This window comes from Dellaglioa sp. CoH-56-MRSF-11, from assembly GCF_056782135.1.
The window spans coordinates 139,364-154,560 of sequence record NZ_JBXAYE010000004.1 but is presented as its reverse complement, the minus strand read 5'-3'; the positions used below and the strand labels follow the sequence as shown (position 1 = coordinate 154,560).

15 protein-coding genes are annotated in these 15,197 nt (G+C 33.2%); 4 read left to right on the top strand and 11 right to left on the bottom strand.

The features are described 5' to 3' along the window. From rsmD to AC1RPT_RS05880, 6 genes are all read right to left on the bottom strand, one after another. A complete protein-coding gene (gene rsmD / locus AC1RPT_RS05905) occupies window positions 1-552 on the bottom strand; it encodes a 16S rRNA (guanine(966)-N(2))-methyltransferase RsmD (RefSeq protein ID WP_481761705.1) in 552 nt (183 codons plus the stop codon). A 5-nt stretch (window positions 553-557) separates the two neighbouring features. After that, window positions 558-884 (bottom strand): YlbG family protein, encoded by a 327-nt coding sequence (locus AC1RPT_RS05900; RefSeq protein ID WP_481761704.1) that lies wholly within the window; start codon window positions 882-884, stop codon window positions 558-560. 18 nt (window positions 885-902) lie between these two features. After that, window positions 903-2,081: an FtsW/RodA/SpoVE family cell cycle protein gene (locus AC1RPT_RS05895; RefSeq protein ID WP_481761703.1), complete on the bottom strand. Its 1,179-nt coding sequence runs from the start codon at window positions 2,079-2,081 to the stop codon at window positions 903-905. A 397-nt stretch (window positions 2,082-2,478) separates the two neighbouring features. Further along, complete coding sequence (typA, locus tag AC1RPT_RS05890) at window positions 2,479-4,326, bottom strand: translational GTPase TypA (protein ID WP_481761702.1); 1,848 nt, start codon at window positions 4,324-4,326, stop codon at window positions 2,479-2,481. 165 nt (window positions 4,327-4,491) lie between these two features. After that, window positions 4,492-5,265, bottom strand: coding sequence for an inositol monophosphatase family protein (locus AC1RPT_RS05885; RefSeq protein ID WP_481761701.1), 774 nt, complete (start codon window positions 5,263-5,265; stop codon window positions 4,492-4,494). Between the two features lie 12 nt (window positions 5,266-5,277). Continuing rightward, entirely contained in the window at window positions 5,278-5,556 is a 279-nt protein-coding gene (locus AC1RPT_RS05880) for a UPF0223 family protein (protein ID WP_481761700.1), read from the bottom strand. A 238-nt stretch (window positions 5,557-5,794) separates the two neighbouring features. Here AC1RPT_RS05880 and def point away from each other — a divergent pair, with 238 nt between their 5' ends. Then, window positions 5,795-6,343 (top strand): peptide deformylase, encoded by a 549-nt coding sequence (gene def, locus AC1RPT_RS05875; RefSeq protein ID WP_409022787.1) that lies wholly within the window; start codon window positions 5,795-5,797, stop codon window positions 6,341-6,343. Between the two features lie 75 nt (window positions 6,344-6,418). Here def and AC1RPT_RS05870 read toward each other — a convergent pair whose 3' ends face one another. Further along, window positions 6,419-6,898: a hypothetical protein gene (locus tag AC1RPT_RS05870; RefSeq protein ID WP_409022393.1), complete on the bottom strand. Its 480-nt coding sequence runs from the start codon at window positions 6,896-6,898 to the stop codon at window positions 6,419-6,421. Between the two features lie 229 nt (window positions 6,899-7,127). Here AC1RPT_RS05870 and AC1RPT_RS05865 point away from each other — a divergent pair, with 229 nt between their 5' ends. The 3 genes from AC1RPT_RS05865 (at window position 7,128) to AC1RPT_RS05855 (ending at window position 10,085) form a co-directional block, all read left to right on the top strand. After that, complete coding sequence (locus AC1RPT_RS05865; RefSeq protein ID WP_409022392.1) at window positions 7,128-7,346, top strand: DNA-directed RNA polymerase subunit epsilon; 219 nt, start codon at window positions 7,128-7,130, stop codon at window positions 7,344-7,346. Continuing rightward, entirely contained in the window at window positions 7,343-9,019 is a 1,677-nt protein-coding gene (gene rnjA, locus AC1RPT_RS05860) for a ribonuclease J1 (protein WP_409022391.1), read from the top strand. Before AC1RPT_RS05865 ends, rnjA begins: the two co-directional genes overlap by 4 nt. 118 nt (window positions 9,020-9,137) lie before the next feature. Continuing rightward, on the top strand, window positions 9,138-10,085 hold the full coding sequence (locus AC1RPT_RS05855; RefSeq protein WP_481761699.1) for a diacylglycerol/lipid kinase family protein: 948 nt from the start codon (window positions 9,138-9,140) through the stop codon (window positions 10,083-10,085). A gap of 42 nt (window positions 10,086-10,127) precedes the next feature. On the opposite strand, the gene recD2 is transcribed toward AC1RPT_RS05855, so the two are convergent. From recD2 to mnmA, 4 genes are all read right to left on the bottom strand, one after another. Then, window positions 10,128-12,587: an SF1B family DNA helicase RecD2 gene (gene recD2, locus AC1RPT_RS05850; protein ID WP_481761698.1), complete on the bottom strand. Its 2,460-nt coding sequence runs from the start codon at window positions 12,585-12,587 to the stop codon at window positions 10,128-10,130. A 15-nt stretch (window positions 12,588-12,602) separates the two neighbouring features. Continuing rightward, the gene (locus AC1RPT_RS05845) at window positions 12,603-13,262 is read right to left on the bottom strand and encodes a tetratricopeptide repeat protein (RefSeq protein ID WP_481761697.1); all 660 of its coding nucleotides are present in this window, start codon (window positions 13,260-13,262) and stop codon (window positions 12,603-12,605) included. A 9-nt stretch (window positions 13,263-13,271) separates the two neighbouring features. Next, complete coding sequence (locus tag AC1RPT_RS05840) at window positions 13,272-13,928, bottom strand: histidine phosphatase family protein (RefSeq protein WP_481761696.1); 657 nt, start codon at window positions 13,926-13,928, stop codon at window positions 13,272-13,274. Window positions 13,929-14,034: 106 nt separating this feature from the next. Next, the gene (gene mnmA / locus AC1RPT_RS05835) at window positions 14,035-15,174 is read right to left on the bottom strand and encodes a tRNA 2-thiouridine(34) synthase MnmA (RefSeq protein WP_409022386.1); all 1,140 of its coding nucleotides are present in this window, start codon (window positions 15,172-15,174) and stop codon (window positions 14,035-14,037) included. Between the last annotated feature and the right edge of the window lie 23 nt (window positions 15,175-15,197).

The window sequence follows — 15,197 nt, the reverse complement described above, 5'->3', positions numbered from 1 at the left end:
TTAGTTCTCCTTTTGATAAATCGTTACCTGTGTAATTCCATAATTTTGTCTCCTAAATAGCCTGAATCCAGAAATATCATCAGGTAAGTTAGCATATTGATCTGTTTCACAAATAATTAAAGCTTGATTATTTAACAACTCGCTGCTATCTATTTTTTTTATCGTATCAATTATTTCTTGGGTCTTATAAGGTGGGTCTAAAAAAACAAGATCAAATGTTTCTTTACCTTTTAATAGTCCAATTGCTTTATCGGCATCTTGCTTATAGACCGTAAACTTATCTTCTTCCTTTGTGATAGCAATATTATCATTAATTGTTTTAATTGCTTGATACTGTCTATCAATTAGAAAAGCATGCGAGATTCCTCTAGAAACAGCTTCGATACTTAACCCTCCGCTACCTGCAAATAAATCTAACGATTTACCGCCATCAAAATAAGGACCAATAATATTAAACACTGATTCCTTAACTTTATCCGTTGTAGGTCTTGTTGCCATACCCGGAACTGCTTTTAATTTTCTTCCGCCATATTCACCTGAAATTATTCTCATATACTTTACTCACTTTTATTTTTAAATTTTTCTTGATCTTCATCTGTTAATTTAAATGCTTTTTCACCCATTCGAGACCCAAAGTCCATATCAATATCAGGGCGATGCGATACTTCTGTCTTTTTAACAAATTTTAAATTTTGAATTTTCTTAATCGTCTCGGGTAGGTCTTCTTGATTCATATAAATGACAACATATTTCATTTTTTTTGAAATATATTGAATAATACCGAATCGTTTCAACTGCTTAATTTGCTTCATATGGTATAAAAACACAATGACACCTTGTCTTTTTTGTATAACTAACTTAGTCCCATTTTCTTCGTCAAGCATTTGATTATGACCCCCTTTTTATTTATTATTTAGTAATTCCTTTTTTCTTAAAGCTGATATATTTAAAACTAAGCCTACACAGAAACTCAAGATAAGCATACTTGATCCGCCATAACTAAGAAATGGAAATGTTACACCTGTTATTGGTAAAACACCTGATATACCACCAACATTAAATACAGTCTGCACTGTCATAAACGTCGCAATTCCATAACAACAAAGTGAATGGAAAGTTTCTTTACTTTTAGAACCAATAAAGATAATTCGTCCAATCATACTGAAAAGTAATATTAAAATAAAAAATACCATCAATAATCCAAGTTCTTCACCTGTAATTGCTAATATAAAATCAGTATACGGTTCTGGTAGATAGCCTCGTTTTTGGATGCTATTTCCTAGTCCTGCACCAAAAATACCACCATTACTTAATGCATAATATGAATTTACCAGCTGTTGTCCAGTTGATTGCTGATATTTAAACGGATCATTGAATCCACTAAATCTTTTAGCCATATATGCTAATGGACCACCAGAATCTGGAGAAACAGATTTTAATTTTGATAATAATATCATTAAAGTACCCATGCCACCAACAGAAATTAAAGAAGTTATTCCAATTGAATACCCACTAGCCAAAATAATGATTAATACTGCACTAAAATTAATAATAAACCCACCCACATCTGGTTCAACCAAAATTAAAATGAGTGGTAAGGCTACTGCAATCGCATAGATAAAACGACGTTTATTTCTACCCTCATAACTTAATTCTTTATTTTCACGGAATGCAACTTGTTGCGCCATAAACAAGACTAAAAAAATCTTGCTGATTTCTGCGGGCTGAATGTTAAAAGAGCCAAAGTTAATCCATCCTGCTGCACCATTAACTGTTTTACCGCTAAGTACTACGTATAAAAGTAGCAGAATGGACACTGCACCAAATAATATTATAAATCCAGAACTTTTAAAAAAATTAACCTTCATTGAATATATAAGGAAAGCAACTAGCAATCCTAAAATGGCAAAAAGCAATTGTTTTTTTAAATATGTCGTTGGATCGCCACCCGCCATTTGAACCTTATATGAACTAGCAGAATAAACCATGACCACACCAATTCCGGATAATATGATATACGGTATAAAAATAAAATAATCAAGATATTGTAATTTTTGTGTTATTCTTTTTAAAATTTGCATTTTTAATCCAACTTATTTCTTCATTTTTTCAAATTTAGTACTAAAGTGTCTATTCGAAGTTACTTCAAGATTCTTTATCTGCTTCTTTTCAGTTTTTTCTTCAAACAGAGCACACTCCAACACAAAATCTACTTCACGAGAAAAACGAACAATTAAGTATCAACTACTTCTTAAAATGTAACATAACCAAGCTAGTAAAATGTATTTCGCTGTTTCCAGATAAATTTATTTATTTTATCTACATTTTCTTGCAAAGTGACCATCACATTTTCTTTAGAAATGTTGTTTTTCATCGATTTTATTCTCTCGTGACTCCTAATAGTATACCATATTACTATTTATCATGATTAAAAAAAAGAGTTGAAAATGAACTTAATCATTTTCAACTCTTTTTAAATTAACCTTTTTTTGAATCTGTTTTATGTTGTTTTTGAGCTTTTTCACGCATATTTGTATCTAAGATACGTTTACGTAAGCGTAAATTATTTGGTGTGATTTCTAATAATTCATCCGTGTTCAAGAATTCCAATGATTCTTCAAGAGTAAGAATAGTTGGTTTCTTGATTGAGGCTGTTTGATCTTTATTAGAAGAACGAACATTACTCATAGCTTTTCCTTTAGTAATATTTACAGAAATATCACGTTCACGGCTACTTTGTCCAACAACCATTCCTTCATAAATATCAGTAGTAGGTGTTACATAAATTGTTCCACGTTCTTCAATACTCATAATTGAATATGTTGTAGCTTTTCCTGAATTAATAGAAACTAATGCGCCATTACGACGACCAGGTTCCCAGTTACGGATAACTGGTTTGTATTCAGAGAAAGTATGATTTAAGATACCGTATCCACGAGTCATTGAAAGGAATTGTGAATCATATCCAATTAAACCACGAGTAGGAGCTGAGAAAGTTAAACGAGTTTGGCCGTTATTACCGGTCTCCATGTTAATCATTTCACCCTTACGTTGAGCCATTGTATCAATAACACCACCAGAATATTCATCAGGTGTATCGATTTGGACGCTTTCAAATGGTTCTTGCATCTTGCCTTCGAATTCACGGTAGATAACTTCTGGACGTGAAACTTGAATTTCATAGTCTTCGCGACGTAAAGTTTCAATTAAGATTGATAAATGTAATTCTCCACGACCTGAAACAACCCAAGCATCTGGAGAATCTGTATCTTCAATTTTCAATGAAACATCAGTATGCAATTGTAATTTAAGACGATCTTCCATCTTTCGAGCAGTAATGTTTTTACCATCTTGTCCAACAAATGGTGAATCATTCGTTCTGAATGTCATTTGTAGTGTAGGTGGATCAATACGCATTAATGGTAATGCTTCTTGATGATCACTTGGTGTTACAGTTTCACCAACGAAGATGTCATCCATCCCTGAAACTGCAATTAAATCACCGGCTTTAGCTTCATTAATTTCAACACGATCTAAACCGAAGAAACCAAAAAGTTTTGAAACACGGAAGTTTTGAACTGAGCCGTCAAGTTTAATAACAGAAACTTGATCACCAACAGCAATTTTTCCACGGAACACACGACCAATACCAACACGACCAACATATTCATTATAATCCAACATTGAAACTTGGAATTGTAATGGTTCGTCACTGTTATCAACTGGTGCAGGAATTGTATTTATAATTGTTTCAAAAACGTCATCCATAGAATGTTTTTGAGTTTCGATATCTGGATCCATACTTGATGTACCATTGTATGCACTAGCATAAATAACAGGGAAATCAAGTTGTGCTTCATCAGCACCTAATTCAATAAACAAATCAAGAACTTCATCAACAACTTCTTGTGGACGAGCACCCATACGATCAATTTTGTTAATAACAACGATTGGTACTAATTGTTGTTCTAAAGCTTTTTTCAAAACAAAACGTGTTTGAGGCATTGTTCCTTCAAAAGCATCAACGACAAGTAAAACACCATCAACCATTTTCATGATACGTTCTACTTCACCACCGAAATCGGCATGTCCAGGTGTATCTAAAATGTTAATTTGTTTGTCGCCAACTCTAACAGCAGTATTTTTTGATAAAATTGTAATACCACGTTCTTTTTCAATATCATTTGTATCCATGGCACGGTCACTAATTTCTGAATGGCCATCCAATGTATCTGATTGTTTTAATAATTCATTAACTAATGTCGTCTTACCGTGATCGACATGGGCGATAATCGCAATGTTACGAATGTCATCTCTTGTTTTCAAGTTTGTTCTTCCTTTCGTTGGAGCCTTAATATTTTTACGAATAATAACTACAGTTCACTATTATAGCAGACAATTAACACACTTACTAAAAGTTTTCATACTTTTTCATAAATAAATCGCATAAAAAAACTGCGACTTGTTAGTCACAGCCACAACGCGATTCTACTAAAAACTATTTAGTAGTTTTAAAATGTCCTCTTGTGCGTTTTCCGTTGCTATTAATACATCTGCTGATTGTAACATATCGAGCTCTAACCCGTCAATTGTTTTCACGGTGATACCAAGAGTTTCCGCCAATATTTTACCGGCTGCAAAATCCCATGGTTTTAAGTGAGAAACATAACCAATTTCTTGTCCACGTAATATGTGAACAAACTCAATACCGGCACTTCCATAAACCCTAGCACCTGAACTATGTTGAACAATTGATTGTAAATGCTTATAGTCCATCATTAACATAGGTGAGCTACAACCTAGCAAGCCATCCTTAAGTGCTATATTTTCAGGCTTTTCAAGTTTTTTATCGTTGGCAAAGACGCCCCTATCTGGCCCACCAGAATATAAAACATTATTCATTACATCCATAATGAATCCCAATTTTCCAATACCGTTTTCATAAATACCAATCATAATCGCGAAATGATCTTTCTGTTTGACAAAATTCATTGTGCCATCAATTGGATCAACAATCCAAACAGTACCATCTAAATTTGTTACATCATCCCCAAAACCTTCTTCACCTAAAATTTTGGCTTTCGGATCAAAGGTACGAATTTTGTTTACTAAAAATTTTTCAGTCTGTTTATCCATATTAGTTACAAGATCAACTCGACTACTTTTTGTTTCAACAGACAATGGATTTCCAAATGCATGAATAATATTTTCACGTGCCTCTGTCAGCCAACTTTTAACCTGATAATTAACCTCATCAATATTCAAATCATAACCTCCCTATTGGTTAATTTTAATAACGTCCCTTGTACTCTCTCTTGCAAATTTCATTGTACGATAAATACTAAAACCTGATTCATCTTCGTACGATCTGCCTATTTGTTTTTCCTCCATTTTGGAAGGAACAATTTTTTTAAACTCACGATAATTATAAAGCAATTCTTCTCGATCAATACCTGTAGAATTTGCTAATTCTATTGCTTTATAGAATTCACTGACAGAGATAATTTCTTCAGTAGTCCAATGTGCTTCTAATGGGTAATCAATTTTATTATTCATAATTTAGTGTGTTAAACTCCCTTTATTTTTACTTTATTTAATTATTGAATTAATTTTCAACTAATACTTTCAATATACTTGAAAGTAATTACTATGTTTCATTTTACAGCAATCCATTAAAAACTAAAAGAAATGAAACATAACTATTAATTTTCAAATGGCCTACAGATATGATTATTTTATGCTACAATGTACCGTAGAATATTAATTTGGAGGTACTATTTTGATTAAAATAACAATGAAAAATATCATTCGTGAAGGTAATCCAATTTTACGAAATCGTTCAAGCGAAATGACTTTTCCGCTTTCAGATGATGATAAACAACTCGCACATGATTTAATGGAATTTTTAGAGAATAGTCAAAATGAAGAAATAGCTGAAAAATATCATCTACGCGCAGGTGTTGGCTTAGCAGCTCCGCAATTAGCAATTTCTAAACGAATGACTGCTGTCTTAATCCCTGGCCCAGAAGGTGAAGAGCCCACACTTAAACAAGTGTTAATTAATCCTACTATTTTAAGTCAGTCAGTTCAAGTTGCTGCACTTTCAGAAGGTGAAGGTTGCTTATCAGTTGATAGAGATGTCCCTGGATATGTGCCAAGAGCTGATCGGATTACACTTCGTTACTTTGATATCGAAGGTACACAACATAAAATCCGCTTGAAAAATTATGAAGCAATTGTAGTCCAACATGAAATTGATCATTTAAATGGTATATTATTCTTTGATCATATTAATACTGACAAACCATTTGCTATACCGAACGATGCTATTATGCTTGAATAAATAACTAAAGAGTTTCTCCAATAATTAATTTATTGAAGAAACTCTTTTTATTTCACTTTAAACATACTGTTTGAACTATACCTTTTTTAAATCTTTAGTATACATAATTGTCTCAACATTAACCAAATGTGCTACCTCTAAATGTAAAATACCGTCTAAATACCAAAGATCTGTTACTTCAAATGCCGATTTTGCTTCGACACTTTTTTTAACCAGGTTCATCATTTCAAATTCTTCAAATAAATTGAAAAAAATGTTTCTTATTTTCCCGATATTCTCTTCTGAAGGAGACTTCATCTGAAATTGATACTCAAATACCATGACCCTCTTACCCCAAACCTTTGAAACAATTTCTGTAACCCTTAGTATTTCAGAATTAATACCATATTCATTACCATGTAGTCTATTTAAAGCAAATTCAACCGCATTATCTGTAATAAGTTTGCTTTTATTTTTAAGAATAGTAATCTGTCTATTTCTTTTCAGACGGTTATAATTTAAAATTATGATGATCATTAAAACCACTACAGTCACTATTTTAACTACCAACCACATTTATAAAACACCACTCTTCCTTATACGATAACTTTTCATAATTATAACATGTCTGTTAAATTTTATCCTTTATAAGTCTATTCAAATCGGTCTATTCTATACTTAAATAATAATATATGATAAAATATAAATTATATGTTGTGCAGACAACCCCCAGTTCGGTTTCTAATTTCCATTTCAAATCATTTTAACCAAAATGATATCAATTTAATTTAAAGGAGTTTTACAAATGATTTTTAAAGTTTATTATCAAGAAACACAAGATAGAAATCCACAAAGAGAAGAAACAAAATCACTTTTCCTTGAAGCAAGTTCTGAAATTGAAGCTCAAAGTATTGTTGGTCACCAAACAACACATAACATTGAATTCATTGAAACATTATCAGATAAAGCTTTAGCATATGAAAAGGAAAACCCTACATTTAAAATGACGGAGTTTTCTGAATGAAAAAGATAAATGTTAAAAATAACGAGACTGGTGTTTTTGCAGTCGGCGGATTAGGTGAAATTGGTAAAAATATGTACGGCATCCAGTTTCAAGATGAAATTATCGTCGTCGATGCAGGAATCAAGTTTCCGGAAGATGAGTTATTAGGAATTGATTACGTTATTCCTGATTTTCAATACTTAGTTGCCAATCAACAAAAAATTAAAGCATTAGTTATCACCCATGGTCATGAAGATCATATTGGTGGTATTCCCTATTTATTAAAACAAATTAATGTCCCAATTTATGCTGGACCATTGGCTTCAGCATTAATCAAAGGAAAATTAGAAGAACACGGGTTACTTGCCACAACAGAAATGCATGAAATTGAAGAAGATACTGTTCTTAAATTCAGAAAAACGAGTGTGTCGTTCTTTAGAACAACTCATTCAATTCCTGATACTTTAGGTGTCGCAATCAAAACGCCATCTGGTAACATTGTAGTCACTGGGGACTACAAATTTGATCTAACACCTGTTACTAATCAGCCGCCCAACCTTCAAAGAATGGCTCAACTTGGTGCTGATGGTGTACTTTGTCTACTATCTGATAGTACAAATGCAGAAATTCCTAATTTTACAAAATCAGAAAGATTCGTTGGTAAATCAATTCGACGAATTTTTGAAAAAGGTGAAGGCCGCATTATCTTTGCTACTTTTGCTTCAAATATTTCCCGAGTACAACAAGCTGCTGAAGCTGCTGTTGCCAAAGGCCGTAAAATCGCTGTCTTTGGACGTAGTATGGAGGCAGCAATTGTTAACGGACGTGAATTAGGATACTTAAATATTCCAGATGATGCCTTAATTGATGCACGTGATATTAATTCATTACCCGCAAATGAAATTTTAATTTTATGTACGGGATCACAAGGTGAACCAATGGCAGCTCTTAGCCGTATCGCTAATGGGACTCATCGTCAGGTTTCTATTCAACCTGGTGATACTGTTGTTTTCTCAAGTTCTCCAATTCCTGGTAACACAATCAGTGTAAACCACGTTATTAATGAACTTTCAGAAGCTGGAGCAACTGTTGTCCATGGTAAAGTAAATAATATTCATACTTCTGGTCATGGTGGCCAAGAAGAACAAAAATTAATGCTCAGTTTGATGAAACCTAAGTATTTCGTCCCTGTCCATGGTGAATATAGAATGCTTAAAATTCATACTGGATTAGCTGAACAAATTGGCGTTCCAAGAGAGAATAGCTTTATTATGGAAAATGGTGATGTCTTAGCTCTAACTAGTGATTCTGCTCGAATTGCTGGTCATTTTGAAGCTGATGATATTTATGTCGATGGTTCAGGAATTGGTGATATCGGTAGCGCTGTCCTAAATGATCGACAAGTCCTTTCTGAAGAAGGCCTTGTTGTTGTCGTTGCAACGATTGACATGAAAAAACATGAAATTCAAGCAGGACCAGATTTATTATCTCGTGGATTTGTCTATATGCGCGAATCAGGAGAATTAATTAATCAAGGTCGTCGTCGCTTATTCCGTGTCATGAGTCGCTTATTAAAAAATGATAAAATTACAGAAGCCATGATTAATGATGCAATCGTTGATGACTTACAAAAATTCTTATATGAACAAACTGAACGTAAACCAATGATTTTACCAATGTTAGTTATCGTTTAACAAAAATAGCTCAATATTCTAATTAGAATATTGAGCTATTTTTATATAATCAAAATTTATCTTTAAATCCTTTTAAATTTTAGTTATAATTATTAGTATTAATTAAGGAGGGAAGTTCATGAATCAATATTTCATTATCGTTAATGAGTCTGCTGGAAGTGGTCGTGCTAAACAAATTTGGCAATCTATTGAAAAAAAATTAATTTCTCAAAATGTCTATTTTAAGGCCCATCTGACAGACTATATTGGTCATGCTTCCCTTCTAACGGAAAATTACGCCAGACATTATCACCCCATCGAAACAGACAATAATCAAATTATACTAGTTATTGGCGGCGACGGTACTTTAAATGAATGTATCAATGGTGTTAAAAATGCGAACACATTTGATATCCCAATTGCCTATATTCCTGCAGGATCAGGAAATGATTTTGCTCGAGGTGTCGGTATCCCCAAATCTCCACTTGTAGCTCTTGAACAAGTATTAAACACAACTTCACCTAAACTATTAAACTTAGGTGTCATGCACGAATTATCACGGCATGAAAAAAAATACTTTATAAATAATGTTGGCGTAGGTTTCGATGCGCAAATAGTAAGTATCGCAAATCAATCAAGTTCAAAGAAACTATTGAATAAACTTCATCTAGGATCGCTTACTTACTTAAGCGCCCTATTAGGAACTTTATCAAGACAAGCTGCATTTCCCATAACTGTCCGGGTGAATGGCCATCAAGAATTTTATCAAAATGCCTTTCTTGTAACAACATCAAATCATCCCTACTTTGGTGGCGGTGTTCCAATTTTACCAATGGCAGATCCGACAAAAAATAATTTAGACTTAATTATCATTGAAAAACCTAGTGCACTAAAATTAATCTATCTAGCCATTTTACTGAAATCTGGTAAACATATTAACCAAAAAGGTGTTCACCATTTTACATCAGATAAAATTAAACTTTCCGTTGACTCTTTAGAGTACGGTCAAATGGATGGTGAAGACCTAGGAACCCGTTTCTTTGAAATTGAGTATAGCGTCTTATCATACCCATTTTGGATTAACTAAAAAGCCTATATATCTCATTTAATTGAGATATATAGGCTTTTTCTATGGTCGGCTATTCTCCATTCCAATCATTGGATCAATTGAACCATCCATAATATTGTCGTTAGTTAAAATAAATTTTTCAATTAAAGTTGGAACAGGCGGAGCTATTTTAATAGATTTTTTAGCTAGTTGGCTCTCTTTAATCGAATCATCAACTTTTTTAATATCACCATCAAAAATCTGTTCAATTCGTAATAATAACGTTGTTTTTCTATTGGCTGATTCATTCTCAACACATTCTTCAAATGATTTTTCTTCGCCAAGCAAAATCAATAACTGGCTAGCACGGGTAATTGCGGTATACAGTAAATTACGTTTAAGCATTCGCTTATACTGCGAAACCATTGGCAAAATAACCATTTTAAACTCACTACCTTGAGACTTATGAATAGATGTGCAATATGCCAAAGTTATTTTTTGCCATTCATTTCGCCTGTAAGTCACTTCTGTTTGATCAAAAGCAATAACTAGTTCGTCTACCTTATCTTCGCTATCTTTGGCCAATGTAATTCCTACAATCTTACCTATATCTCCATTAAAAACATTATTTTCAGGACTATTAACAAGATGTAACACCTTGTCACCAATTCTAAATTTTTGATCTCTAAAAAGTACTTCTTTTTGTCTACTATTTTCAAGTGGATTCATAATATTTTGTAACATTTCATTTAAACGATTAATTCCCGCCGCACCTCGATACATTGGTGCCAGAACTTGAATATCACTTGAAGTGAACCCTTTATTCTTAGCTCGTTCAACAACCTGTTTAATAATTGATTCAACTTGAAATTCACGACTCGCGAAAAATGAACGATCCTTTTGATTCTGTGTAAAATCAGCAGGTAATTCACCTTTTTTTATTGAATGTGCGAGTGAAATTATTGATGACCCATCACCTTGACGATAGATATCCGTTAATTCTTTTCGCTCAAGATAGTCACTTTTCAATAAATCATAAAATGTTTGCCCAGGACCAACAGAAGGCAATTGATCTTTATCACCTACAAAAATGACTTTCATATCTGTAGGTATTGCATTCATTAATGTATTCAATAAATACGTATCAACCATCGACATTTCATCGATAATTAATAAGCCACCTTCTAAATCTTTCGTTTCAACATCATTATTCGATTCTCTTCCAGTTAGTCCTAAGAGTCTATGGATTGTACTGGCAGGTAATCCAGTCGTTTCAGTCATTCTTTTTGCTGCTCGCCCAGTAGGTGCAGCTAAAAGAATAGGAAATGTTTGTCCTTCTCCATAACTACTAAGATCGAGCGAAAAGTCATTTAATTCCGCAAATAACTCCACGATACCATTAATAACGGTTGTTTTACCCGTTCCTGGGCCACCTGTTAATAAAAATATCTGTGAATTCATAGCCGCCCTAATGGCATTAATCTGTGACTCACCATAATTCATATCAAGTTTTTTTTCAATCTTACGAATTGCTTTATCAATATCTTTTTCTGCTAACTTACCTTTTTCTTGCCCCGATGAAAGTAATCTTTTTAAATGTTCAGCAATTTGGTATTCTGCATGATACAGATTTTTTAAATAAATACGCTGTTCATCACCGACAACGAGTCCTGATTTAGCTAAATTAATGAGTTCTTTTGAGATTGCCTCAGGGTTTATTCTGACTCTTCGACTACTCTCTAATAATCGTAAAGATGCTTCCAACAACGGCTCTGCAGTCGCATAGGTATCGCCATCTTGTTGACATAAATCATTGATACTTTGCAAAATACCTGCTTGTATTCGACCTGAAGAATCAGCTGCAAATCCTAATTCTCCAGCAATTTGATCTGCCTTTTTAAAGCCAATATTTTCAATATCATTTACTAGTTGATATGGATTTTCTTGAATAATTTCAAGGGTTTTTTCTTTATAAGTTTGATAAATAGTTGCGGCTAATTGACTACCAAATCCAAAACCATTTAATCCAATAATAATTTGTTCCATCCCATTATTTACTCGAACAGTCTCTAATATTGTTGTTTTCTGCTTGTTTGATAATTCTAATGAATCAAGTACAGTATCATCTGCTAATATTTTATCAATTGTTTTCGTTCCTAACTTTTCAACAATTGATTCCGCAGTCTTTTTCCCAATCCCTTTAAATTCTGAGCCAGATAGATAGGTAATAAGCCCCATTTTTGAAGTAGGTGTTTCATTTTGATAATTACTCGTTTGAAATTGTTTCCCATATTTGGGATGCTCAACTTGTTGACCATAGAAGCGGTACGTAGATTCCTCTTTAATGTCAGCAAAATTACCAGTAACAACAACCTCATCTTCAGGCCATTCCAAATTACTTTCAATACTGTGAATTAGAATCACTTTATAAAAACTATCTTGGCTTTGAAAAAATATGGTTGCAACCTTACCAACCAAGTAAGCTTGTGTTTCATCACTTTGAGGATCATCATTAAATAAATTTAGTTTCTGAACAACCATTATTTCACATCCTCTTTATTTATCACGTAATTTTATAAACGATTCTATTTCACTTAATCTTTGTTTTTGTGCCTCAAAATAGGCCTGATTGGCTATTTTTGAACGATCAAAATAAGTATTGAATTCAATTCCTAAAACCATATTAGCTAAGCCTCGTTGAAAATTAGCCTTTGCATTATTTTCATCTATTTTAAGAACTAAGTCATAATATTTACCAGCATTTTCAAACTGACCCAATGCTAAGAAAATATCGCCAATTAATTCGTTGGCGTCCATATTTTTAGGATTTATTTCTTGAGCCGTAATCGCAAATACTAATGCTTGTTGATACAGCTCTTGAGCCATATATGATTGTGCTAACATTAAAAAAGCTGTTTCTTTCAACTTTTGATTAGTTACTTTTTGAAATGATTGAATTGCTTCAGAATACAGTTCTGCCTCGTAAAACACGTTACCAAGACCATATTGTAATAAATCAACTTGTTCATTTTTCTCATCAAAATATCCAATAGCTTTTTTATACAGTTCTTCCGCCTGAGGGTAGTCTTTTACTTTTGTTAAATAACTACCTAATTCATAATAAGCCGTTTGATTATTAGGTTCTTTTTCAACCTTTTCAACTAATTGATGAATAATATGTTTTGATTCTGCTTCTTTTTCTTCTCTCTTACCCATTATTACTCCTTAAACGACATCACTTTCATCGCGTATTCTATCCAAATAACTAGTATCATTCCATTTAACTAATTTAAATTCGGTTCCATTTTGTGTTTCCAAAATAGTCGTACTAGTATTCGATAAGCCACCTTGTTTACGGAAGTCTTTCAGCGGTACTCCTAATAAATCGTGAATCAAGGCACCAAGCGCCGCACCATGACTAACAATGATAATATTTGCATCTATTTTATTTTGGTCAACAATTTTTTTAATTGTTGGAACCATCCGCTTTAATAAAGCTTGAAATGTTTCGCCATTAATATTTTTAGGATCATATTTATCGGGATGATTACGGAAGGCATCGAGTTCCTCAGGATACTGAACAGCCACATCTGTAAACTTCATGCCTTCCATTTTCCCTAAATGAAATTCTTCTAAGTTATCATTCAAAATAACATCCAAATTTTGGTTTAGGCCTGTATTAATTAAATTTGCTGTGTCCTTTGCACGCTTAATAGGACTTGAATAAATAGCATCAAATTTTATTGATTTAAGTGCTTTGATTAATTGTTGTATTTCTATGTAACTTTGTTCAAGTAAGGGTGAATCTCCATTCGCACCTTGGTATCGTCCCTCAAGATTCCATTCTGTTTTGCCATGTCGAATAAAATATATATTAGTCATCAGTCAATAAGACCCCTTCGTTTTTTCATCTCTATTATATTATGCCACAAATATAAAAAGGCACAAACAAAATATTTGTTTGTGCCTTAACTATTATAAATTCAATTTAAACATATTGTAATTGTTTTGATCCCTCAGTTGACTTTTTAAATGCAGCGTCAATGATACCACTACCTAAGCATTCTGCGCCATCGTAAAAGACAACAGCCTGTCCAGGTGTAATAGCACGTACTGGTGCATCAAATTCAACTGTAGCTTCTGTACGGTCATCATTTAAATGAACCGTCACACCAACATCAGTTTGACGGTATCTAAACTTAGCAGTGATATGGAAATCATTGCCAAAGCGATCGATTGGTGCCATAAAACTTAACTCTGATGCTTCAAGATAATCGGCATAAAGTAAATCATTATGGTAACCTTGTCCAACAATCAATGTATTTGTTGCTAAATCTTTACCTACAACGAACCAAGGATCGTTACCTTCACCCGTACCACCAATACCAAGACCTTTACGTTGACCAATTGTATAATTCATAAGACCATAATGCTCGCCCATTTTTACACCGTCAACAGTCATCATATTACCCGTTTGTGCTGGTAAATATTCACCAAGGAACTTTGTAAAGTTTCTTTCGCCGATAAAACAAATACCTGTTGAATCTTTTTTCTTAGCAGTTGAAAGTCCAGCTTCTTCAGCAATTCTTCTAACTTCTGGTTTTTCAATGTTTCCAATTGGGAACATAACTTTTTGAATTTGTTTTTGTGATAATTGACTCAAGAAATAAGTCTGATCTTTGTTACTATCATCCCCACGTAACATATGCATAATACCGTCAGCATCTTGCTCAACTTGTGCATAATGTCCCATTGCGATGTAATCAGCATCAAGTTCCATAGCATAATCGAAAAATGCTTTAAACTTAATTTCTTTATTACACATCACATCTGGATTTGGTGTCCGACCCTTTTTATATTCATCCAAGAAATATGTGAATACGCGATCCCAATATTCTTTTTCAAAATTAACGGAATAATAAGGAATTCCAATTTTGTTTGCTACTTTAGCAACATCTTTGTAATCTTCTGTTGCAGTACAAACACCCATTTCGTCCGTATCGTCCCAGTTTTTCATGAAGACACCAACTACATCATAACCTTGTTGCTTTAATAAATAAGCAACAACTGATGAATCGACGCCACCACTCATCCCAACAACGACACGAGTTTTACTATTATCTGGCATACTATCACCATCATTTCAATTAG